This is a genomic window from Methanobrevibacter millerae, assembly GCF_900103415.1.
In the GTDB taxonomy this organism is placed as follows: Archaea; Methanobacteriota; Methanobacteria; order Methanobacteriales; family Methanobacteriaceae; genus Methanocatella; species Methanocatella millerae.
This window is the reverse complement of the sequence record NZ_FMXB01000008.1, coordinates 90,362-114,675: the sequence shown is the minus strand read 5'-3', so window position 1 is coordinate 114,675 and position 24,314 is coordinate 90,362. Positions and strand designations below refer to the sequence as shown.

At 38.7% G+C, this 24,314-nt stretch carries 22 protein-coding genes; 16 read left to right on the top strand and 6 right to left on the bottom strand.

Going from position 1 to position 24,314, the window contains the following annotated elements; translation table 11 throughout:
- From F3G70_RS06190 to argF, 3 genes are all read left to right on the top strand, one after another.
- Positions 1-239 (top strand): zinc ribbon domain-containing protein (locus tag F3G70_RS06190; protein WP_149731831.1); only part of this gene is annotated, 239 nt, incomplete at its 5' end.
- 61 nt (positions 240-300) lie between these two features.
- Positions 301-909 carry a TMEM175 family protein gene (locus F3G70_RS06185; RefSeq protein WP_149731830.1) on the top strand — a complete coding sequence of 203 codons (609 nt, stop codon included), beginning with the start codon at positions 301-303 and terminating at the stop codon, positions 907-909.
- A gap of 51 nt (positions 910-960) precedes the next feature.
- Positions 961-1,869 carry an ornithine carbamoyltransferase gene (gene argF / locus F3G70_RS06180; protein ID WP_149731829.1) on the top strand — a complete coding sequence of 303 codons (909 nt, stop codon included), beginning with the start codon at positions 961-963 and terminating at the stop codon, positions 1,867-1,869.
- Here the strand turns inward: argF and F3G70_RS06175 are convergent.
- The gene (locus F3G70_RS06175; protein WP_149731828.1) at positions 1,866-2,150 is read right to left on the bottom strand and encodes a zinc-ribbon domain-containing protein; all 285 of its coding nucleotides are present in this window, start codon (positions 2,148-2,150) and stop codon (positions 1,866-1,868) included. The two genes, argF and F3G70_RS06175, sit on opposite strands and share 4 nt — an antisense overlap.
- A complete protein-coding gene (locus tag F3G70_RS06170) occupies positions 2,147-2,491 on the bottom strand; it encodes a DUF2085 domain-containing protein (protein ID WP_149731827.1) in 345 nt (114 codons plus the stop codon). The genes F3G70_RS06175 and F3G70_RS06170 overlap by 4 nt, the downstream gene beginning before the upstream one ends.
- A gap of 282 nt (positions 2,492-2,773) precedes the next feature.
- Here F3G70_RS06170 and F3G70_RS06165 point away from each other — a divergent pair, with 282 nt between their 5' ends.
- The 6 genes from F3G70_RS06165 (at position 2,774) to F3G70_RS06140 (ending at position 8,004) form a co-directional block, all read left to right on the top strand.
- The gene (locus F3G70_RS06165) at positions 2,774-2,968 is read left to right on the top strand and encodes an isoprenylcysteine carboxylmethyltransferase family protein (protein WP_316502677.1); all 195 of its coding nucleotides are present in this window, start codon (positions 2,774-2,776) and stop codon (positions 2,966-2,968) included.
- A gap of 159 nt (positions 2,969-3,127) precedes the next feature.
- A complete protein-coding gene (locus F3G70_RS06160; protein WP_149731825.1) occupies positions 3,128-4,822 on the top strand; it encodes an acetolactate synthase large subunit in 1,695 nt (564 codons plus the stop codon).
- A complete protein-coding gene (gene ilvN, locus F3G70_RS06155; protein ID WP_149731824.1) occupies positions 4,823-5,308 on the top strand; it encodes an acetolactate synthase small subunit in 486 nt (161 codons plus the stop codon).
- 2 nt (positions 5,309-5,310) lie between these two features.
- Complete coding sequence (locus F3G70_RS06150) at positions 5,311-5,838, top strand: beta-class carbonic anhydrase (RefSeq protein WP_149731823.1); 528 nt, start codon at positions 5,311-5,313, stop codon at positions 5,836-5,838.
- Positions 5,839-5,939: 101 nt separating this feature from the next.
- The gene (ilvC, locus tag F3G70_RS06145) at positions 5,940-6,932 is read left to right on the top strand and encodes a ketol-acid reductoisomerase (RefSeq protein ID WP_149731822.1); all 993 of its coding nucleotides are present in this window, start codon (positions 5,940-5,942) and stop codon (positions 6,930-6,932) included.
- Between the two features lie 64 nt (positions 6,933-6,996).
- Positions 6,997-8,004 carry a methanogenesis marker 12 protein gene (locus F3G70_RS06140; protein ID WP_149731821.1) on the top strand — a complete coding sequence of 336 codons (1,008 nt, stop codon included), beginning with the start codon at positions 6,997-6,999 and terminating at the stop codon, positions 8,002-8,004.
- A gap of 18 nt (positions 8,005-8,022) precedes the next feature.
- On the opposite strand, the gene F3G70_RS06135 is transcribed toward F3G70_RS06140, so the two are convergent.
- Positions 8,023-8,220 carry an LSM domain-containing protein gene (locus F3G70_RS06135; protein ID WP_149731820.1) on the bottom strand — a complete coding sequence of 66 codons (198 nt, stop codon included), beginning with the start codon at positions 8,218-8,220 and terminating at the stop codon, positions 8,023-8,025.
- 74 nt (positions 8,221-8,294) lie between these two features.
- On the opposite strand from F3G70_RS06135, the gene F3G70_RS12055 reads away from it, so the two are divergent.
- Positions 8,295-8,438 carry a hypothetical protein gene (locus F3G70_RS12055; protein WP_188118098.1) on the top strand — a complete coding sequence of 48 codons (144 nt, stop codon included), beginning with the start codon at positions 8,295-8,297 and terminating at the stop codon, positions 8,436-8,438.
- On the opposite strand, the gene surE is transcribed toward F3G70_RS12055, so the two are convergent.
- A complete protein-coding gene (surE, locus tag F3G70_RS06130) occupies positions 8,427-9,206 on the bottom strand; it encodes a 5'/3'-nucleotidase SurE (protein ID WP_149731819.1) in 780 nt (259 codons plus the stop codon). The genes F3G70_RS12055 and surE overlap by 12 nt on opposite strands.
- 216 nt (positions 9,207-9,422) lie before the next feature.
- Between surE and F3G70_RS06125 the strand changes: the two genes are divergently transcribed.
- The 4 genes from F3G70_RS06125 (at position 9,423) to F3G70_RS06110 (ending at position 18,668) form a co-directional block, all read left to right on the top strand.
- On the top strand, positions 9,423-10,892 hold the full coding sequence (locus F3G70_RS06125; RefSeq protein ID WP_149731818.1) for an Ig-like domain-containing protein: 1,470 nt from the start codon (positions 9,423-9,425) through the stop codon (positions 10,890-10,892).
- Between the two features lie 284 nt (positions 10,893-11,176).
- Positions 11,177-17,149, top strand: a complete 5,973-nt coding sequence (locus tag F3G70_RS06120) for a DUF3344 domain-containing protein (protein WP_188118097.1) — start codon at positions 11,177-11,179, stop codon at positions 17,147-17,149.
- A gap of 42 nt (positions 17,150-17,191) precedes the next feature.
- Positions 17,192-17,659, top strand: coding sequence for a hypothetical protein (locus F3G70_RS12050; RefSeq protein WP_188118096.1), 468 nt, complete (start codon positions 17,192-17,194; stop codon positions 17,657-17,659).
- 97 nt (positions 17,660-17,756) lie between these two features.
- A complete protein-coding gene (locus tag F3G70_RS06110; RefSeq protein ID WP_149731815.1) occupies positions 17,757-18,668 on the top strand; it encodes a restriction endonuclease in 912 nt (303 codons plus the stop codon).
- Positions 18,669-18,692: 24 nt separating this feature from the next.
- Here the strand turns inward: F3G70_RS06110 and F3G70_RS06105 are convergent, their stop codons facing one another.
- Both F3G70_RS06105 and cfbB read right to left on the bottom strand, forming a co-directional pair.
- Entirely contained in the window at positions 18,693-19,745 is a 1,053-nt protein-coding gene (locus tag F3G70_RS06105) for an oligosaccharide repeat unit polymerase family protein (RefSeq protein WP_149731814.1), read from the bottom strand.
- Positions 19,721-21,064 (bottom strand): Ni-sirohydrochlorin a,c-diamide synthase, encoded by a 1,344-nt coding sequence (gene cfbB, locus F3G70_RS06100; protein ID WP_149731813.1) that lies wholly within the window; start codon positions 21,062-21,064, stop codon positions 19,721-19,723. The genes F3G70_RS06105 and cfbB overlap by 25 nt, the downstream gene beginning before the upstream one ends.
- Positions 21,065-21,183: 119 nt before the next feature.
- Here cfbB and F3G70_RS06095 point away from each other — a divergent pair, with 119 nt between their 5' ends.
- Positions 21,184-23,007: a threonine--tRNA ligase gene (locus F3G70_RS06095; RefSeq protein WP_149731812.1), complete on the top strand. Its 1,824-nt coding sequence runs from the start codon at positions 21,184-21,186 to the stop codon at positions 23,005-23,007.
- A gap of 66 nt (positions 23,008-23,073) precedes the next feature.
- Complete coding sequence (locus F3G70_RS06090; protein WP_149731833.1) at positions 23,074-24,300, top strand: bifunctional 5,6,7,8-tetrahydromethanopterin hydro-lyase/3-hexulose-6-phosphate synthase; 1,227 nt, start codon at positions 23,074-23,076, stop codon at positions 24,298-24,300.
- The last annotated feature ends 14 nt before the right edge of the window (positions 24,301-24,314 follow it).

Sequence of the window (24,314 nt, the reverse complement as noted above, 5' to 3'; positions counted from 1 at the left end):
TACAAAGACTTAAAGATAAATTCCAACTCTACAAACCCGAAGCAGACGGTGTACAATTCACAAACGCAAAAAATACAAGCAAAACATGCCACCACTGCCAACACATCAATGAAGATTTGGATGTAAAAGAACGGGAATGGATGTGTCCGAAATGTGGAAAAATACTTGATAGGGATGTAAATGCCGCAATTAATATACTGAACCGTTGGTGCGACGGGGATAGCCTAGTTCAGACTTAATAGACTATTAAGCAAAAAAAAATCTAGGAATCCCCGACCTCTAAAAGGTCGGGGAGGTTCAATGATTTTATATTATTCTGTAGATATGTGGTTAATGATGGGCCTTACCGACGGCATTTTTGGAATGGTCATGACCCTGCTCATTTTTGGAATGGCTCTTCCTGAAATACAGATATTATCTGAAGGAGACTTCATTGCTTTTATTCATTCTCTTATTCCAAGCATAGGCATTACTTTGGTCAGTTTCATATTAATAGCATCATTCTGGATTTACCATCATGAATTCATTAAAATTACTGGCTTTGATATCCCGTATCTGTGGTTCAATATATTCTTTCTGGCATGTATATCTTTCATTCCATTTACAACGTCCATTATCGGAACGTATTCACAGTTTTTCGTTGCAAACGTTTTGTTCGGCTTAAACATATTTCTGACGTTGATATTTTTCACTTTGATGTTCTGGTATGCCGACAAAAGGGGATTTCTTGAAGCAGAATTATCCAAAAAAGAAAGAAAATATACCTACCACACATTTTTAATCATAATGGGATTGACCATAATCGTGAATCTCTTGGATTTCAATGTTTCCTGTAATTTCATCTATCTGTTCTTTTTAGTGCCTGTAATTTCTACAATCCGTGATATAATGTTTAAAATGAAAACATAACATTTAATATAAATAAATAATATATATCTAATTTTCTTAGAGGGGATTTTAATGGGTAGCTTATTATCTGTTTGTGATATTAAAGAGGAAGTAGAATACATTATTGACTTGGCCGGTCAGATTAAGGAAGGCAAAAAAGAGCAAAGGCCTTTGGAAGGAAAAACCCTGGCAATGATTTTTCAGAAGTCATCAACAAGAACAAGAGTTTCCTTTGATGTTGGAATGTATCAGCTGGGCGGAAGAGCAATATTTCTATCATCAAATGACTTACAGATGGGCAGAGGAGAGCCTATTTCAGATACGGCACGCGTATTGAGCCGTTTCGTTGACGGCATAATGATTAGGGCAATTGAACATGATGATGTCATTGAGCTTGCCAAGTATTCAGACGTGCCGGTAATCAGCGGACTGACCAATCTTGAACACCCCTGTCAGGCTTTGGCCGACATGTTGACCATTAAGGAACATTTCGGATCCTTTGAAAACAAGAAAATATGTTTCGTCGGTGACGGAAACAACGTATGCAATTCCCTTTTATTAATAGCTCCTCTTTTAGGAATGGATATGTCTGTAACATGCCCTGAAGGCTATGAGCCAAAAGAAGAAATCGTTAATCAGGCCTTGAAGTATGCCGATGAGAAAAATACTGAAATAACCATTACAGATGACATTAATGTCGCTTTGGAAAACGTAGATGTTGTCTATACTGACGTATGGGTAAGCATGGGCGATGAAGCCGAAAAGGCTCAAAGAGAAATAGATTTAATGCCTTATCAGGTCAACCGTGAACTGATGGATTTGGCTAATGATGAAGCCGTTTTCATGCACTGTCTGCCTGCAGTGAGGGGCCAGGAAGTTTCCGCCGAGGTAATTGACGGTCCGCAATCCGTGGTTTACGATCAGGCCGAAAACAGACTTCACGCTCAAAAGGCTGTTCTTTACCATTACATGAAGGATTAATGTCCTACAATTGCAAATATTATAAATATAAAGAACAGACAGACACAGCACAGAATCCAATCGTTACTATCTTTTTTATTATTAGTTGTGGTAGTGGACGTGTTTGTTTGGACGGTTGTCTTTTTTACTTCGGTTCTGGGAGGCTGCGTTTCAACCGTTACCTTTTCAGCCTTAATGTGCTCCGCTTTTGGAGGAGCTTCATGCACTAAATTAATACCACATTTTCTACAGAATTTGCTTCCCTGAGGATTTTCTTCACCACATTCCGGACAAATTATCATAAATACACCCCTATCAAATAATATGTAATTCTAATAGCTATTTTCATGAAAATAATCAAGCCTATTCCGCCAATGAAACCTGTAAGAAATCTTAAATTATTATTGCTTTCTCTCCATCCGAAGAGCTGCGTAAAGCCATCAGCGGCAGCAGGTATCATTAATATTATTGAGATTATCAATAAAGTTAAGCTATAATGTACGGTGAAAAAGTAATTATAGATTAAAAACACTGCTAAACCCGTGTAGAATCCGGTGCACCTTGCACAAACCGGGAACTGATGATTCCTGTAATGAAAACTCCTTTCAGGCAGTCTATGGCATAGGATTTTTGAATATTTCATAAAAACCTCTGTTACTTACTTGTGTTTAATTAATTTTATCTAAAGTATATTAACTTTTTTGAATATATAAACTTTTAGGTGATTAACATTACGCAGAAAAATACTTTACCATTATATGGTGTAGGCTCCTATTTCCGATAACAATCATTACCGTTATAGCGATTATCTCTCATTCTGCAAAATGATTCCTGTTTTTTAACTGAAACCTTTATACTGGCTATTTTCGCTTTCGGTATTCTATTAATCATTAATGCAGTATTTTTATGTGTTTCTGCAGTTAAAATGTCCAGTATTCGGGATAAAATCCAGAACAGCAAGCTGCTAACCGACGGCGTATACTCACTTGTAAGGCATCCCATATATGCCGTTTTCCTACATATTTGCGCAGTTCTGGTATTCATTTTCCATAATATGTACTTTCTGATATTGATTGTCATATTCTGGATTGTTCTATCAGTGGCAATGGCAAATACTTAGGATAAATGGCTTAAAGAAAAATTCGGCAAGGAATATGAGGAATATTGCCGAAACGTAACAGATTCATTCCTTTCAAAAGTTTGTTTTGAAAATTGATTAATTATATATATCTAGCGATACAAAAATTATCCTATAATAAAAATTTAAAAGGTTTTAGAAATGAGAGGCGGAGAAGCGATAATTGAATCCCTTAAAAAAATGGGAGTAGAAACTATATTTGGTTATCCTGGAGGACAGACCATACCTTTCTATGATATGCTCTACGATTCAGACATAAATCATATTCTGGTAAGGCACGAACAGGCTGCAGCCCATGCAGCTGACGGATTTGCAAGGGCTTCAGGTAAAGTGGGTGTGTGTTTGGCTACATCCGGACCAGGTGCAACTAACTTAGTAACAGGGATTGCTACTTCTTTCATGGATTCTTCACCTATTATAGCAATAACCGGTCAGGTTCCGACTCATTTAATAGGAAATGACGCATTTCAGGAAGCTGACATCATTGGAATCACTATGCCTATTATCAAGCATAGCTTTCAGCCTAAAGATCCTAATTTATTGCCATCCATAATTAAAACGAGCTTTGATTTGGCTACTCGTGGAAGGCCGGGTCCGGTTTTGATTGATGTCCCAAAGGAAGTTCAGGAAGGAGAACTTACGCATTTCAATGATGATTTAATCCAGACGCCGGGCTATAATCCTACCTTAAAGGGTAATCCCAGACAAATCAAAAAAGCCTATAACCTAATCAAGGAAGCTGAAAGGCCGATGATACTTGTTGGTGCCGGTGTTATTCTGTCAGGCGCCTGCAGTGAGCTCAACGAGTTTGCGCATTTGATTAACGCTCCTGTAATGACTTCACTTTTAGGTAAGGGAGCCATTGACGAAACCGATGATTTGGCATTGGGAATGCTTGGAATGCATGGAAGAAAGGTTTCCAACGATTCAGTAAACGAATGCGATTTGCTGATAGCTATCGGAGTCAGGTTTTCAGACAGGACTACCGGAAGGCTTGACAGCTTTGTTCCCAACAGCAAAGTTATCCATATTGATATAGACCCTGCAGAAATCGGCAAGAACGTTGAAGTGGATTTGCCTATTGTAGGGGATGCTAAAAATGTTTTAAGTTCATTGAATAAATTATTTAAAGATTATAATGTATCAGATAAAGTAAATGCATGGACCAGTAAAATCCAAAAAAGAAAAGAGGATTTGCTGCCTAGAATGACTTATGATGATGTTCCGCTCAAGCCGCAGAGGGTCATTAAGGAAATCAGCGAAGTATTAACTCCCGATTCAATCCTTACAACCGATGTCGGTCAGAATCAGATGTGGGCGGCTCACTTTTACGATACCCAGAAGCCTCGCAAGTTCATTTCATCCGGCGGGCTTGGAACGATGGGATTCGGATTCCCTTCAGCAATCGGCGCAAAGGTCGCATGTCCCGAAGACGTTGTCGTTTCAGTCAACGGAGACGGCGGATTTCTTATGGTATGTCAGGAACTGGCAACTGTCCATGACTATGATATACCTGTAATCGCCATGGTATTTGAAAACAGGACTTTGGGAATGGTATATCAATGGCAAAGCCTATTGTATGACAGAAGACATTCCGAGACCAAATTCGGCCAAAGCCCTGACTTTGTCAAGCTGGCTGAAAGCTTCGGTGTCAATGCCTTAAGGGTGGAAAAACCTGGCGAAACGAAAGAGGCATTAAAAACCGCAATCAAGGATAATGAAGCAATATTGATTGACGTAATAATAGATTCAGAAGAGACGCTTCCGATGCTGCCTCCAGGAGCAGGCATCAATGAGATGATTGGTGAATACAAACTTGAAAAAGATGTGATTTAAATGCAGGAAAGGTATCATGTTATAAGCACATTGGTTGAAAACAAGCCTGGAGTTTTACAGAAGGTCGCAGGACTCTTTACAAGAAGAGGTTTCAATATTGACAGCATTACGGTAGGCCAGTCCGAAGTGGATGGATTGGCAAGAATGGTTATTGCCGTAAAGGCCGATGACAAGATATTGGAACAGGTCACAAAGCAACTGAATAAACAGGTTGATGTTATCAAGATTAAAGATATTTCTAAAAATGCTGTTAAAAGGGAATTATGTCTTGTAAAAGTCAATATTCCCAATGAAAAGGCAAGAGCTGAAATAATGCAGTATGTAAATATCTTCAGAGCCAATATTGTTGACGTTACTGAAGAAACGTTAATAATTGAAATTACTGGAGATATGGAAAAAATAAATGCATTTATATCTTTATTGAAAGGTTATGGAATCAAAAGGATTTCAAGAACCGGACTCACTGCAATGGCAAGGGGAGTTTAAAAATGACAATTTTGGAAAACGTATTAAAAGATAATAAGGAATTTGTTGAAAACTTTGAAGGAACTGAGATGTCTCACCACGCAGCTAAAAAATTAGCTATTTTAACATGTATGGACTGCAGGCTGATTGACTTTTTTGAACCTGCGTTAGGTTTAAAAAGAGGAGACGCAAAAATCGTAAGAAATGCAGGTAACTCCATCGTCGGTGAAGATGCAATCAGATCCATCGGAGCAGCTTTATACAACCTTGGAGCTGAAGAGGTACTTGTTGTCGGTCACACCGAATGCGGTATGGCAGGCGCTGACGCTGAAGCCCTAAAGGAAAAAATGCTTGCAAGAGGAATCAAGGAAGAAGACATTGCCAAATACGATTTGGCTGAATGGATTGGCGGATTCGACGACGAAGAAGAAAACGTTAAAAACGTTGTTGAAAAAATCAAAAATCACCCTTTAATCCCTGATGTACCGGTACACGGCCTCATCATCGATATCGTGACCGGCGAATTGAAAGTTTTAGTAGATGGTTATTAAATCATCTATTAATAATTTTTTTTATTTCTATTAGTTATTTATTTAAATGTCAAAATCAATATTATTTTTATATAATTATTTTTTATAGGAGACGATAAAAAATGAAAATGTATTATGACGCAGACGTAGATACAGATGCACTTGAAGGAAAAACCATCGCCGTTATCGGTTATGGTTCACAAGGTAGAGCACAATCAAGAAACATGGCCGACAGTGGACTTAACGTAATTGTCGGGGCCCGTGAAAACGGAAGTTCCTGGAATCTCATTCAGGAAGACGGCATGACCGTAAAGACAATTGAAGACGCTGCCAAGGAAGCAGACATCATCCACATATTATTGCCTGATGAAATCCAGGAAAGAGTATACAATGAACAGATTGCACAATATGTAGAAAGCGGCAACACCATTTCATTCTCTCACGGTTACAACATCCACTTCGGATTAATCAAGCCAAACGAAGACGTTAATGTCGTAATGTTTGCACCTAAAGGACCTGGATCAATGGTAAGAAGAACCTACGAAGAAGGATTCGGTATTCCAGGTTTAGTAGCAGTCGAAAATGACGCAACCGGTGACGCTTTACAGCTCGCATTGGGTATGGCAAAAGCCTGTGGATTAACTAAAGCAGGTGTTTTGGAAACCACTTTCAAGGAAGAAACCGAAACTGACCTCTTCGGTGAACAGACCGTTTTATGCGGAGGTATTACCGAACTGATCAATGCAGGATTCACAACTTTAGTTGAAGCAGGATACCAGCCTGAAATCGCATACTTCGAAACCTGTCACGAAGTAAAACTCATCGTTGACTTAATCTATGAAAAAGGTTTCGCAGGAATGTGGACAGACGTAAGTAACACTGCAGAATTCGGTGGTTTAACCAGAGGTTCCAGAATCATTACTCAAGAAGCAAAAGACGGTATGAAACAAGTTTTAACTGAAATCCAAGATGGAACATTCAAAAAAGAATGGGGCGATGAAAACGCTACCGACGGAGCTAACTTGAAAGAAATGAGAGCTGCAGAAAGTCAAAAAGACATTGAAATTGTCGGTGAAAGACTAAGAAAAGCTTGCGGATTACAAAAAGATGATTAAATTCATCTTTAAACTTTTTTTTTATTATTAATTTTTAAAAGTTATATTGTTTGGGGAGTTGTATATGACTTTTATTGGAATGGATCACGGTACTACCGGCATCTCTTTTTGCATAATGTCTGATGATGAGGAAATTCTGGACGTTTTTAAAATCGATAGGGAAGATTCCAAAAGCGGAAAGGTGTCAGCCATTGAGGAATTGTCCAAAAGATGCGATTTTAGCTCTGTTAAATTAATGGCAATCACTTACGCAATGGGTGACGGATTCAACAGGATCTTGCCCATTGACAAGGTTGAAGACAGGGGAATCTTATCTATTGCAGGTGCAGGAAAGGTTACCGGAGGCGGAACATCAGTGTTTTCCGAACTTGAAAGTTCAAACATTCCAACAATCATGATACCTGGCCTTCACAAGAATTCAACTTCACTGAACGAGCTGTTTAATGCTGCCTATTCACATCAGGCCAGTCCTGAGAAGGTGAGCATCTCATATAATGCATTGAAGGAAACCGGATGGAAAAATTTCATCGTTGCGGACATATCATCCAACAGCGTAGACATACTTATTGAGGATTCTAAAATTAAGGGGGCAATCGATGCCTGTCTCGGCGCTATGGGCATTGTCCACGGACCGATTGACCTGGAGATGATACGCGATATCGATGAAGGCAGAAAAACTGCAAACGAATGCTTTTCACATGCCGGTGCAATAAAAATAGCCGGAATCGACGGAAAGGTAGCCAACATGAAAGACCAGCTTCTGGAAAACTATGTCAACGGTGATGAAAAGGCCAAATTAGCTATTGACACATTGATAATGACCGTTGCAATGGAAATAGCCGGACTGGATGTGGTCTGTGAAAATGATATTGAAGGAATTGTTCTCACAGGTTCTGTCGGATCTGCAACCGAACCGTTTAACTTTGAAGATGAAATTAACAAATACTTCAAGGGAAAATACGAACTGAGAGCAATATCAAAGGAATCCGGAGCTATCGGTGCAGCCCAAATTGCCCGAGATGTTTTCAATGGTGAAAAAGAGATTCTGGGTATTGAAGTGGACTTAAGTTAGAAAAAAGTGGTGTTTGGGTTATTCTTTTAAGCTAACAAAAACTATGTTTCCACCTTTTAAGGTCTGTATACCATTATCGTTTTCCAAAACGATGTTTAAGTAATTGTCAATGGCTATTATTTTACCTTCAGCCTGATTGTTGTCTCTTAATTCTACAGTTACATTTTTATTTTTAAATTGGTTAAATAACCTGTTTACTTGGTCTTTGTCAGTCATAAAATTCAATCCTTTTAATGTATATTACTATTGATTTTTTAAATTTATATACTTTAATGTTTTAATATAATACTATGTCAATTAATCAATTAGAAAGCAATTTGGAAGCTATTACCAGAACAATAGCACAGCTTAAAAAAGACGGCTGCACTGATGAGAAACTATTAAACGAACTTCGTGAAGAAAGAGAAAAGATACTTAAAGATTTAAATATCTAGATATTTCTTAAAGATATCTAAATCTCCAGTCAAATCTATTTTCAGTGGAGTTATTGTTGTTTTTTGAGCCACTTTCAGTTCGTAACCGTCACTTCCCTTTTCATCTGATGTGTAAGGTTCGCCGCCTATCCAGTAATACGGACGGCCTCTCGGATCTAGTCTTTTTTCAATCACAGGAACATACATTCTTTTTCCAAGCCTTACAACTTCAAATTCATCATTCACGGGATTAGCCGGAACGTTAACGTTCAGTAAATCGATTCCTTCAGGCAATCCCTTTTTCAATACTATTTTTGCCAGTTTGTTGAGCATTTTGCAGGCAAAGTCGAAGTCTATGTCAATTTCCCCGTTTTCGAATTTTATATCATCTCTTGTAACCTCTAGGGAAATGGCTATTGTCGGAATTCCGAAGCTTGCGGCTTCAAGTGCAGCGCCTACGGTCCCGGATGTGGTCAGTTCGGCCTGGCCTATGTTGAAGCCAGTATTTATTCCTGAAATCATCAGGTCAGGCTTTTCATCCATTATTTCAAATAATCCGAGGGTAACTGCATCGGTAGGTGTTCCGTTAACGCCGTATGCTATGCTCCCATCCTTTAAAATTCTTTCACTTACTCTTAACGGTTCATATAATGTCAATGCATGTCCGATTCCGCTTTGTTGGGTTTCCGGTGCAACAACTACAGTTTCGCATAAGTCCTCTACCGCCTTTTTGCAGGCATAAATCCCTGAAGCCGTTACTCCATCATCATTACATATTAAAGCTTTCATAGTATTACTTACTTTTTCATAATTAATTAAATTTTATGTATTACTAAATTGTCTAATTTTACTATTATAGTAATACTTTTAAATATTAAAATAATAATTAATTTATACTAAAAAAGATATAGAATAACTCAATGGAGGTGTTTTTTAAGTTTTCATATTAATATAATTGCAAATGTATTTTTGTGGGAAAATGTGAATAATTAAGGAGAGTATGTTATGAGATTTTCAAGAAATATGATTTTAGCATTATTCCTTATGTTATTTTTACTTTCTGTCACAGCAGTTTCAGCTCACGATTCTGACAATCCCGGAGTTAGTATCACGACGCCGAGCGATGGTGAAGATGTATCGGGTGAAGTGGACATTAATGTAACGATTGATGACCATTACGAGACACAGCACGTTAATGTGACGATAGACGGAATTGACAGCGTCTACAATTTGAACATGCAGGACAAAAACCCCGCTGACGGTTGGAATTTTGTATGGGACACCTCAAATTGTTCAAACGGAAAATACATGATTCAGGCAAAGGCCATTAACAGTTTAGGCCTTACGGGCGAATATAACATCCTCGTAAACCTTGCAAATACCCAAAGGGATTTGAGCCTGAACGTTGAAGATATCTCAGTTCCAGTCAACCAAAAGGCAAACGTCATTGCAAAGCTTGTGGATGATAATTCAAAAGGGATTTCAAACAAGAATATTGAGTTTTTAATTGATGGAAATAAGTTTTCTGCGATTACGGATTCAAGCGGTATAGCAAGCGTCAGTTATACTCCCTCAAAGCCTGGAAAATACAACGTATCCACGACTTTCAGGGGAGACAATATCTACAAGTTTGCAAATACCAATTCGACTATAACGGCTTTTGAAAGCTCAATAAATTTAAACATCGATCCGATTACTGCAGAATACAAGGAAAAAATAAATTTAACTGCAAAATTAACTAGTAGTGACGATACGTCATTATCTGGCAAAACGATTGACTTTAAAGTCGACGGCGATTTTGTCGGTTCAGCTATTAGTAATGATGAAGGAATTGCTCGTTTGGAATACACCGTTTCAAAAACCGGCGGAAATTACATATACTCCGCAAGTTTGAATGAAACCGGTTCTCAGGATTCTATAACCGTTACAAATCTGTTGCATGTTCCGCAATCCGAGCTTTATGTAACCGTAACGTCCGACAGGTCAGGCGTTAAGGTTGGCGATGAAGTGGTTATAACATATAATGTTTTCAATAACGGTCCTGACAATGCAAAAAATACAATATTCAGATATACTATTCCAGAAAGTTTACAGTTCATCAGTGCCGATGTAACGACTGGTGATTTTAATTATAATCCATTAAATCGTCAGATAACTTGGAATTTAGGTTCCATTCCTGTGGGAAAATATTCCATTAACATTAAGATGTTGGCTACGCTACCTGCCAGAAATAACCTGACTGCAAGTTTATCGACTGATACTTATGATGAATCAATAAGCAATGCCGTTCCTACACGTTATCTTACTGTTGAAGGGGACGTGACAAATAACACTTCATCTAATTCATCATATTCCGGTGGATATAATAATCCAAGCTATTCCAGTCCTTTAGGGGGTAACGCTTCTGGAAACCCATTAATGCTACTAATATGTTCTCTATTAGTGATGCTTGTGGGATATAAAACTAAAAGATAAGCTTTTTCTTATCTTTTCTTATTTTATTTTTTACTTAGTAATACTTTTTTATAAATAATTAATTATGTCAGTAATACTTTTTAGATTTAAGTTATTATTATTTAAATATTATAAACACTATAATTAATTAACATCGGAGGTGTAAAAAGATTTTTTTTTTAAAAATTAGATGTTCATTGACAAATATTAGTTAAAAGCTGATAAATTTTTTAAAAAACAAATAAGAAGGAGATTAAAAAGATATGATAAAACATAAAAAGACTTTGCTTTGTTTGGCTTTGTTAATGATTGTCTTATCGATGGGCGCCGTTTCTGCTCACTTGTCTGAACAGCCTGCAGTAACAATTGAAACTCCGATACATAATACTGAGGTATCAGGCGAAGTAGAAATTGTCGCAACCGTTGAAGACCATTATACAACCGAACATGTCAATTTCACAATAGAAGGTCTCGATGATTCAAATAAGGATTATCAGACTGCGTATCAGGATAATAATTCTGAAGACGGATGGAAATATACATGGGATTCAACCCAAGTGACTGACGGAAGATATTATGTTCAAGCAAAAGCATTAAGCAGCAATGGCTTAAAAGGCGGATATAATATTCTTTTAAATGTTGCAAATGCAAAAATAGTTGATAATTCATCAAATTCATCAGTACCAGAAACAACTCCATCTGGATCTAATTCCAGTACTTCTACAGATTCAGATCTTTCATATAACTTTACTCAAATCTACGGTACCTATCTTGGTGGAGATGGTGAAGATAAGGCAAAAGGTGTTTGCACCGATGCCCTTGGAAATATTTATATTGTAATGGAAACCAATTCCAATGACTTGAACACTACTGAAGGTGTTTTCCAGGCTAATAAATCTGGCGGTAAAGATATTTATGTCGCTAAATTTGATTCTACAGGTGAATTAGTCTTTGCTACATTCATCGGTGGTTCAGGCACAGAATTTGAAAAAGACTTTAAAGTAGACTCAGAAGGTAACATTTACATAACCGGTCTTACAGCTTCAAAGGATTTCCCTACTACCGATAATGCTTTAATCAGAAACTTAAGCGGTTCACAATCTGCTTATTTAGCTGTTTTAAGTGCTGACGGTAAAAAATTAAAATATAGTACTTACCTCGGCGGTAGTAAAGTGGACAGAGGCTGGGCTTTAGTAATTGATGACGAAGGTCACGCATTCGTTCAGGGTATTACCAACTCAATTGACTTCCCTGTAACCGATAACGCTTATCAAAAAACTAAAGACGGTATTGACTGGAATGAAAACACTTCATCTGACGACATTGACTTCCAAAACAGTTTTGATTTATTCATTTCTGAAATCGACACCAACACTGGTGAATTAGTATACAGTACTTACTTCGGTGGCAGAGGTGCTGACAGCACTTACGGATCCTTGGCTGTAAAAGATAATATCGTTTACTTTGCAGGTACAACTGATTCCATTGACTTCCCTACTACTCCAAATGCAAATAGGACTGTACGTAATGTGGGTGAAGCTGACTCATTCTTAGCAGCTATCGACATTACAAATAATAATTTATTATACAGCTCTTACATTGGTGGTAGTAAGACTGATGACGGTGAAGCTTTAATTATTAGTGATGATGGTTTCCTATACTACGTCGGTGATACCTGGTCCGATGATTTCCCAACAACAGAAACCGCTTACCAAAAAACCTATGGTGGTGTTGGTGACAGTCTTTCAGGTGGAGATATCTTCGCCATGAAATTCGATACCAGCGACTGGAGCATTATCTATTCAACCTACATTGGCGGTAACGCTGATGAAGGTGGAAGAGCAATTGCGCTCGATAAGAACGGCAACCTTATTATTGGTGGTATGAGTCAATCCAGCGACTATCCTGTCACCGATGATGCATATCAAAAAGAGAAAAACGGTCCTGAATATAAAAAAGACCCACAGCAACACGCTGACTACTACACTGTAGATGCCGTATTGGCTGTATTAAACCCTGAAGGAAGCGATTTGGTATACAGTACATTCTATGGCGGTGACTACGGTGAATTCATTATGGGCATGTATTTATTTGACGGAGGAATCATTTTACAATTAAGAACTTACTCTGATGACTTATGGGTTTCAGAAAACGCATATCAAAAAGAAAAAGGTAACGATACTTACAACCCAAGTTTAGATTATATCGGAACCATTTATGAAGATTACTACGCAAACAGAACAATCTATAATATGGACACCTACTTCGGTGTTTTCTTATTCTATGATAACACTACCTTAACCGTAAGCAATGAAACTGTCGGCATTAATCAAAATGCTAACATAATTTTAAACTTGACTTCAAACAGAGGAGCTCCATTAGCTAACGCAGAAATTAAAGTTACAATCGGTAAAGAAGATTACACCGTTGTCACAAATGACGAAGGTATTGCAAAAGTAACCACTTTCTCAAGCTCCGAATATGGCGTATACTCCGTTGCAGCTAGCTTTAAAGGTGATGAATTTTATGGTGGAAGCGACGCTGAAGCTATAGTCAACGTTACAGAATCTTCCTTGCTTCCTACCTATGCTACCTACCTCGGTGGTAATGGTGAAGATAAGGCTAAAGGTATTTTCACAGATGCTGAAGGAAACATTTATGTTGTAATGGAAACCAGCTCCAACGACTTGAACACTACTGATGGTGTTTTCCAGGCTAATAAATCCGGTGGTAAAGATATTTACGTCGCTAAATTTGATGCTAACGGAGAATTGGTCTTTGCTACATTCATCGGTGGTTCAAGCACTGAATTTGAAAAAGACTTTAAAGTAGACGCAGAAGGTAACATTTACATAACCGGCCTTACAGCTTCAAAAGATTTCCCTACCACTGAAAATGCTTTAATCAGAAACTTAAGCGGTTCACAATCTGCTTATTTAGCTGTTTTAAGTGCTGACGGTAAAAAATTAAAATACAGTACTTACCTCGGCGGCAGTAAAGTGGACAGAGGCTGGGCTTTAGTAATTGATGACGAAGGTCACGCATTCGTTCAGGGTATTACCAACTCAATTGACTTCCCTGTAACCGATAACGCTTATCAAAAAACTAAAGACGGTATTGACTGGAATGAAAACACTTCATCTGACGACATTGACTTCCAAAACAGTTTCGACATTTTCATTTCTGAAATCGACACTAACACTGGTGAATTGGTATACAGTACTTACTTCGGTGGAAGAGGTGCTGACAGTACTTACGGTTCATTAGCCGTTAAAGATGACATTGTTTACTTCGCAGGAACCACTACTTCCATTGACTTCCCTACCACTCCTAACGCAAACAGAACCGTACGTAACGTTGGTGAAGCCGATTCATTCTTAGCTGCCATTAACATTACAGACAACACTTTATTATACAGTTCATACATTGGTGGTAGTAAGACTGATGACGGTGAAGCTTTACTTATCAGCGACGACGGTTTCTTATACTACGTTGGTGATACTTGGTCCGATGACTTCCCAACCACCCCTAATGCATTCCAAAGAACCTATGGTGGTGTTGGTGACAGTCTTTCCGGTGGAGATATCTTCGCAATGAAATTCGATACCAATGACTGGAGCATTGTCTATTCAACCTATATCGGTGGTAGCGCTGATGAAGGTGGAAGAGCTATCGCACTCGATGAAAACGGTAACCTTGTTATTGGTGGTATGAGTCAATCCAGCGACTATCCTGTCACCGATGATGCTTTCCAAAAAGAGAAAAACGGTCCAACTTACAAATATGACCCACAACAGCACGCTGACTACTACACTGTAGACGCTGTATTAGCTATCTTAAATCCTGAAGGAAGCGATTTAGTATACAGTACCTACATCGGAGGCGACTACGGTGAGTTCATTATGGGTATGACATTAATTGACGGCGGTGCCATTTTACAGTTCAGAACTTACTCTGATGACTTGTGGGTTTCAGAAAACGCATATCAAAAAGAAAAAGGTAACGATACTTACAACCCAAGTTTAGATTATATCGGAACCATTTATGAAGATTACTATGCAAACAGAACAATCTATGACATGGACACCTACTTTGGAGTATACCTGTTCTCAGCACGTCCAACCGCTATAAACAATCTGGTACCTGAATACACCAGCGTTCCTACAATACAGGCTGGCGTTGAAAACACATTGACCTTAACAGTTACTAATGACAAATTCGCAAACAATGCCGATGTCATCGTTAAAGTTATTTGTGATAATGAAACTATCTTTGAAGAAGAAATAGCTAACTATACAAAAGATACATATGAATTTGTATTCGTTGATCCTACCATCAGGCCAATCGACGAAACCACAGTTAACGGCGCTAACAACACTCAAGCGGTATATACAGTAATCATTGAAACCAACGGAACCAAAATCAACACTACAGATTATTCATTCCCTGTCCTATACAACGGTTACTTAGGTAAGGACTTTGAATATCTATCTGATGATGAAGGAATTATCCGTGTATACGAAATTACCGGCGATGTCGTTATTGCAAACTCAGATGTTTCCGCATACATGGGAACCGGTGCAACAACAAGAAACGAAACCTTGCCTGCTGAATACGACGGCAAAGTTGTAGACGCTTTACTTTATGTCTCATATAACTGGGATAAAGTTGCAGGCGGCGACTTCAATACATGGAATATTACATTCAACAATGTAACTATTGCTCCTATCGCTTCATACCGTGATCAAGGTAATTTAGGTAAATACGGTGCATATGGCTACGGTTTAGTTGTTTACAACGTAACTGATTTAGTCAAATCCGGTGACAACATTGTCGCTCTCAGCAAAATCGCTAAAAACAGCGCTGTTTATCCAAGCTCATTATTAGTATTGACTGATGCAAACGAAACATCTAACGTTAAAACAGTTTACATTTATGAAAATGCAGATTTACTTGCAAATTCATACAGCAAAAACTTAATTGCCGGTGCTTCAACCTTCTTCGATGATATCGATCCAAACGCTATTGTAAATGCAACCTTATACGTATTTGCAGCAAGCGCTCAAAAAGGTGAAGGAAACATCATATTCAATGATAACATTTCATCAGATGTATGGAACGGTACATCCAACACCTTAGACATGTTTGAATGGGATATTACCGATATCATAGAATCAAACAACGAATTGTTCTTCGATGCTACAGGTTCAACTATCTTGGCTTTACATCAAATTATCGTTGTTGAAAGTGAAGACCACATTGTAATTGACGCTCCTGATGTAGAAAAATACTACAAAGGACCTGAAAGATTAGTTGTTTACGTAACAGACAACAGAGGAAACGTACTTGCCAACCAGTCCGTCAACATCACAATCAACGGTGTAACTTACACCAGAACCACTGATGAAAACGGTACTGCAAGCATGGGTTTAGGATTAAACAGTGGTATCTATGAAGTAATTGCTTCTGCTGGAAATTCAAGCTATGAATCCACCGTAACAATTTTACCAACCGTATACGGCGATGATATCGTTAAGGTATTCAAAAACGGAACCCAATACTACGCTACTTTCCTTGACACTGAAGGTAACTTCCTGGCTAACGGAACTGAAGTAACATTCAACATCAACGGTGTAATGTACAAACGTTACATTAACGGAACTGAAGGTAAAGCAAGATTAAACATCAACTTGCCACAAGGAGAATACGTAATCACTGCAATCAACCCTGTAAACGGTGAAATGGGAGCAAACAACATTACAGTATTGCCTTCAATCACTAACAATGAAAATCTGGTAAAATACTACAAAAACGAATCACAATACTACGTAACCATTATCGGCGATGACGGAAACCCTGTCGGTGAAAACGTAACCGTTAAATTCAACATTAACGGAGTATTCTACGAAAGGAAAACCAACGCTTCAGGTGTTGCCAGAATGAACATCAACCTGGAACCTGGTAACTACATCATCACTGCCGAATACAATGGTTGCAGAGTATCAAACAACATTACCGTATTGCCTGTGTTAAACGCAACTGACCTAACCAAGAAATACGGTACTCCTGATCCGTTCGTTGCAACTTTAGTTGATGGTACAGGCGCTCCATATGCCGGTCAAAACGTAACCTTCAACATCAACGGTGTCTTCTATCAAAGAACCACCGACGACGCTGGTAACGCCAAGTTAAACATTAACTTGATGGCTGGAGAGTACATTATTACTTCAAGCTACAATGGAGCAAACATTGCAAATAAAGTTACAGTAACTGCATAGAGGTTTTCAAACCTCTCTTTTTTATTTTTTTGAGGTGTTGGAATGAAAAGGAAAATAATGCTTTTATTTGTTGTTGTAGTTGGAATCTGTTTGTGCATGTCTTTTGTAAGCGCTCATCCCGGTCACGAAGGACCTCATCCTGAAGAGGTAACAAGTACTGGTGGAGAGGCATCAAGTGCACAGCCTGTTGAAAGCGCTCCGGCTGCAAGTTCATCCGGTTCATCCGGTTCTGGCGGTTCTTCCAGTTCAGGAAGTTCAGGCAGTTCTTCAAGCTCCGCAAGCTCTTCAAGTTCCAGTGACTCAAGCAGCTCTTCTGCTTCTTCCACAACTGGAACACAATCAAATTCAACCAATACTACCAATGCAACAAATAACGTTACTGCAAACAATACTGCAAACAATACAACGGCCGCTACACAAAACAGCGGTTTTGATTTCACTACTATTGGTATAATAGCAGTAATACTCGTTGTTTGTATTGTCGGCTTTGTAATGTACAGAAAAAGATAATTGAAAATTATTTTTTTTCTTTTCTTTTTTTTTAATGATAAAGTTTAATAATAATCTTTTTAATAAATTATAATATTGAAACACATAGGGTGGAACTTTGGAAAAACCACAGTTGATTAATTTTATTGCGAAAGTTTTGGAGGATTCTGGTTTTAAAGTATATAAGAACTTTAAGACATCACAAAGGGTTATAGATATATATGCTGTATTGCCAACAACAATTGGCGATTTTGGTGTAGTTTTGGCATGTAACAATTATGATAAGGAATTCGAAGTCGGAATAGATTTATTGAAGGAAATGGAGGATGCCGCAGAAAGCCTTAAAGCTTCTAAGGTGGCTGTTGTGACATCAGCTTACTTTAATAATCAGGCTACAAATTATGCCCTTAGAAAAAACATTAAATTGGTTGACAGGGATAATTTAACCGAACTGGCTAAAAAATATCAGAACGATACTCAGCAGACTACTCTGGACAGCAGCGACTACTCTACCGGTGATGTTTCATACGTTGAAGATGAATATCCGGAATACACTTATGACGCATCCGATATGGATTATATAATGCGCAGAAGAGACGAAAACCCTATTGTCTATAAAAATACCTTATATCCTCAGGTGGAAGAGTACAACTCCTCAAAATCAAGGTTCTCTTTTTTAAACAGGAGAAAAAAACAGCAAAATGGCAGATTATATCCTGCAGACCTGTATAACCGCAATTACAATTACAATTCAGGCCCTTCATGGTTTGACCGCCTTCAGCCTATTTTAAGCAACCCTATAGTCACGATTATCCTGGTTGTAGCAATTTCATACCTGCTGTCTTACCTTTTCGGCAATATTTTAAAAATAGATTACGGTATCAGCGGATTAATTGAAATGATAGTGGCTTTGGCGCTGTCCTATGGTTTAACGTTCATGTTTGTCGACAGATCAAGATTCTTCATTACCCGAGGAACGATAATATTCTTCATTTCTCTTATAATCTTGATAATATTGATATTCGTATAGTTGCATTAATTTGCAGCTTCAAACTTATTTTTTCAATGCCAGAACTATCACTATAAGTCCCAGAAGGTATAAAAACCATATCATTATGTCGGTCGGTCCCGTTTCAATCCATATCAGCGTGTGGGTTAATATTATTGAATAGATTCCGATTCCGATCTTGTTTTTAGCCAGGGTATGCATTATTTTAAGGAATGCTCCCATAAAAAGCATCTGAATCGTAAGGCCCACATATCCGAAATCAAGCATCACAGGTCCGAATAATGTGGATGTCAGGCAGACGTCATAGTGAAGTACGTAATTGCCTATAAACGATCTAGGACTTCCTGATGAAAATATCATTGACAGTATATGTCCGTGGGTCGTACCTGCCAATGGAATGATTTTTTCAAGGACTTCAAGGGTAAATGCAAGCCTGTAGAATACCAGCTCGATTGGATTGAGCATCCATTTTTGCGTAGCTATTGACTGTGATGCGATATAGCCGATGCCTATCGCTCCGATTGCAATCAGTATAACGAATGCAATTCCCATTTTCCGGGAGATTTTCCCGATATAAAACATGGTGATGAAGACGCTTGCTAAAATTCCGATTACTGATGTCCTGTATCCGTTAAGTCCAAAGACTAATGCTCCGAGAAGAACAAGAATCAGGTACTTTCTGTCATAGTATTTTGCGATTAGAATGTTAATTAATATAAGAAATAGTGGATATGCAACTCTCCAGAGGTTTGTGGTTGCGTTTGATTTAAGAACGCTGTTGAACAGCGGTATTCCTCCAAGAAGAACCATGTTAAGGCTTTGAAGAATCAGCGCAAGTATGATGAATGCAATCAGTATCCTTTCAGAAAAGATATCTATCTCATTGGGGTTTTGAGCTTTAAACTTTTTGGAAGTTATAAATACTGCAATAACAAAGAGAAAAGTTGCAAATAATACTGTTAATATGGTCTGCGTATTCAGGGGGTCTTCAAACCTGTAGTTGAAGGAGCCCACGTATCCCATCGCCAGAACTATCAGGATGATGATTGCCACGATATATGGATGGAAAAAGTCTATTTTTCTAAGGCTGAAAGACATAGGTTTCCTCCAAAGTTAGGCATTGCCGCAACATGGGTGTGGACATAGCTTGCCAGAGTATTTCTTTCCATAAATCCGTCCATAAAGTCATATGAACCTTTACCGCGCGTAATTTTGAAGGCAAAGCGGTGCTGTGGTTTGTCGACAATCACCTTTGAGTAGTGGAATTCGTGGCCGTGGAAAACCTCGCCCTTTTTGGAGATGATGTTGTCCTCCTGGACTTCGGCTATGGTATATTTCAGTGCCTGCACACGATCTGTCAAAACTGACTTGTAAGGATATACATCTACAACTTTATCTTCATGGATGGAATTCATAAGATACATTAAACCGCCACATTCGGCAAATATGGGACGGTTGTCAAGGTGGAAGTCCTTGATATCTTTAAGCATACTTTCATTTAAACTTAGTTCTTTTGAAAAGAGTTCGGGATATCCTCCTCCGATGTATAATCCGTCTATGTCGGGCAGATTTTCATCCTTTAAAGGTGAGAAATATTCCACTTTGGCACCGTTTGCCTCAAGGGATTCTATGTTTTCCTTATAATAGAAATTGAAGACTTCATCATATGCAACTCCTATTTTCACCTTTTTGGAGTTTAGCTTGTTCCAGATAGGCTCCAGATTGGAATCAATCTTTGGAGCGGTCCTGGCGATTTCAACCAGACGGTCCAAATCTATGGAGTTCTTTATGGTTTCACACCAGATGTCAATGAACTTCAGTGAATTTTCCCTTTCCCGTGCAGGAACAAGGCCTAGATGCCTCTGTTCGATGGAAATACTGTCGTCACGCACAATTCCTCCGATAACTTCGGTGCCGGTAATCTCTTCAATTGATCTTTTGGTTTTTTCGTAATGAGCCTTATTTTTAACTTTATTCAGTATGACACCAGCAATGTTTATTTCAGGATCTAAAGTCTTGAATCCCAAAACCAGGGCTGCGGCGCTTTTAACAAGGCTTCTTGAATTGATGATTAATATGACAGGAGCCTTAAGTGATTTGGCGATTGAAGCGGTACTTCCGATATCATTAACGGAGTCAATTCCTTCGTAAAGTCCCCTCACGCCTTCAATTACTGCAATATCCTTGCCATCCATGCCTTTAATGAAGGAGTCCCTGACCTGTCCGTCATGCATGAAAAAGGAATCCAGGTTTCTGGAGGTGTTTCCGGTAGCCAGAGTGTGGTAGGACGGGTCGATATAATCAGGTCCGACCTTGAATGGCTGAACGTTGTATTTCTCGGATAATGCTTTCATGATTCCAGTTGCAATCGTCGTCTTTCCGACTGCACTGCCGGTTCCTGCTAAAATGATTCTCATAAATAATAATTTATTTTGATAATATATTATCTTTTTTAAATTTCTGCGAAAATCGTTTTTTTAAATACATTTTATATAAGATTAAATTCAAAAATTAAATCATAATATATGGTGGTCAAATGAGAATACTATTGATTCATTCTGATTATTTAAATTACAATGTTAAAAAGAAGACACCTGTAGCTGAAGAAATCGAAGAGGCCAAACATGACGGTTCCTTTGATGATTCTTTAGTAGTATTTACAGCTGTTGAAAAAGAAGACGAAGATAATCCACAAGGAATTGTTCAAAACTTAGTTAAGGAAGTTTTAAAAACCAATGACCAAGTTTCAGCAGAAAACATTGTCATATACCCGTACGCTCACTTATCTTCCTCATTAAGCTCACCTAAAGTGGCCGTTCAAATCCTGAAAGATGCGGAAGAAGCACTTTTGGCTGAAGACTTAAATGTTGTAAGAGTCCCGTTCGGATGGTATAAGGCATTTGAAATCTCCTGTAAAGGTCACCCGTTAAGTGAACTTTCAAGAACGATTACTGCGGAAACGGAAGAAGAGAAAATTGAAAGAAAACCTTCAAAATGGCAGATTCTTGAAAACGACAAAATCACTCAGATTGAAGACTTCAAGTTCGACAACAAGGCATTCAAGCAGCTAGTCGATTATGAATTGGGCCAAGGTGCATCCGATGAAGGGGAACCTCCTCACGTAAAGCTGATGCGTGAAAAGGAAATCTGTGACTATGAGCCTGCATCAGACGTTGGAAATCTCCGCTGGTATCCGAAAGGAAAACTTATCCGGGATTTGCTTGACGATTACGTTTATGATCTGGTAGTGGAACGTGGCGCAATGCCTGTTGAAACTCCGATTTTCTATGATTTAGACAATCAGGCAATTTACGAGCACGCATACAAGTTCGGTGAAAGGCAATACAGAACCGATACCAAAAGAAAGCTGATGCTCAGGTTCGCAGCATGTTTCGGCGCATTCAGATTAATGAGCGATTCATTCCTGACCTGGAAAAACCTGCCTGCCAAGATTTTCGAATTGACGCATTACAGTTTCCGTTACGAGAAAAAAGGTGAAGTCGTTGGTCTTAAAAGACTAAGAGCATTTACCATGCCTGATTTCCACTCTTTCTGTGCTGACGTTCCTGCATCACTTGAGGAATTTGCAGCCCAAACCGACATGTGTTTGAGAACCGGAAAAGACTTGAATCTTGACTTTGAAGTCATTTTCAGGGCAACCCAGGATTTCTTCGACGAAAACGAGCAATGGATGTATGAAATCGCATCAAAATTCAACAAGCCTATCCTTTTGGAGATTTTACCTGAAAGGCATCATTACTGGGTCTGCAAAATCGATCTGGCAAACATTGACTACTTAGGCCGTCCAATTGAAAACCCTACTGTTCAGATAGACGTTGAAAGCGGTAAAAGGTTCGACATCGAATATCTGGGCGAAGACGGCAATCAGCACAACCCTACAATCCTTCACTGTTCTCCAACAGGAAGTATCGAAAGGGTATTATGTGCAATGCTTGAAAAGACTGCCATTGAGCTGAACGAAAAGTCTCCAATGCTTCCTGCATGGCTTAGCCCTATTCAGGCCAGAATAATTACCGTTGGAGAAGCTCACGAAGAGTTTGCAAACGAAATCTATGAAAAAATCAACGCTTCCAATATCCGTGTCGATATAGACGACCGTGACGAAAGCGTCGGCAAGAAAATCAGAAGCGCAGCAAAAGAATGGATTCCATACATTTTTGTCATCGGAGACAAGGAAGCAGAATCCGGCAGATTCCAGGTTACCGTTCGTGAAACCGGTGAAAAAGTTGATATGGATGTAGATGAATTAATTGCTGAGATTTCTGCAAAAACTGAAGGCATGCCTTTCAGAAAACTGCCTTTACCAAAAGATATTTCAAAAAGGATTAATTTCCAATAATTATATTTATAAATAAAAATAAAATTTAATAATGTTATTATATAACGGAGGAATTTAATGGACCCAATGTATAGAATAGGAGAAGCTCTTATTGGAGATGGCCCGGAATTAGCACACATCGATTTGCTGATTGGTGATAAATTCGGACCTGTTGGTCAGGCTTTCGCTAATGGATTATCCAACCTTTCAATCGGACACACTCCATTAACAAGCGTAATCAGACCAAACTTAATGACTAAACCAGCTACTTTAATTATTCCTAAAGTAACTGTTGGCGATTTAAGCGATGCTAGTAAAATATTCGGACCTGCACAGACAGCTGTTGCAAGGGCAGTGGCTGATGCGGTAGAAGACGGCTACATACCAAAAGACATTGTAGAAGACATTGTCATTAACGTAAGTGTTTTCATAGATCCGTCTGCCGAAGATTTCAGAAAAATTTATCAGTATAATTATGGTGCAACCAAACTTGCTATCAGAAGAGCTATGGAAGGTTACCCATCAATTGAAAAGGTTCTTGCAGAAAAAGACCGTGGAACCCACCCAATCATGGGATTCAGAGTACAAAAACTCTGGTCTCCACCTTACCTGCAAGTTGCACTTGACCTTGACAGCAAAGAGGCAATGGCAAGAATCCTCAACGACATTCCGGACAAGGAAAGGGTTCTTATCGAAGCCGGTACCCCTCTCGTCAAGAAATTCGGTGTCGGTGTAGTTGAAGACATCAGGGCTCTTCGCCCATCAGCATTCATCATTGCCGATTTGAAAACCTTGGATGTCGGCCGTGTTGAAATCAAGATGGCAGCTGACGCTACAGCCGATGCAGTAGCTATTTCCGGTTTAGGAACCATAGAATCAATTAAAAAAGCAATTCACGAAACCCAGAAACAGGGAATCTACGCTATCCTGGACATGATGAACGTCAAAGACTTCGAGGCAAAATTATCACAACTGCCTGACGATTTAAAACCTGATATCGTACTGTTACACAGAAACGTCGACCTTGAAACCTATAAGGCTGAAAAAGGTGAAGACATCAGTGAAATGACTGAATGGGGTAACATCAAAAAGATTAAGGAAATCATTGGCGATGGCCTCATAGCAGTTGCCGGCGGAATCACTCCGGAAAACGTCGAAGAAGCCATTGACAAAGGTGCAGACATTATCATTGCAGGAAGATACATCATCGGTTCAAGGGATGTAAGAAGATCCGCACAGGACTTCCTGGCTCATTTCCCACCTGACCCGGATAACATGAGACTTGCAATGGATGAAGACGAACAGGTAAATTAGATTAATTTCTAATT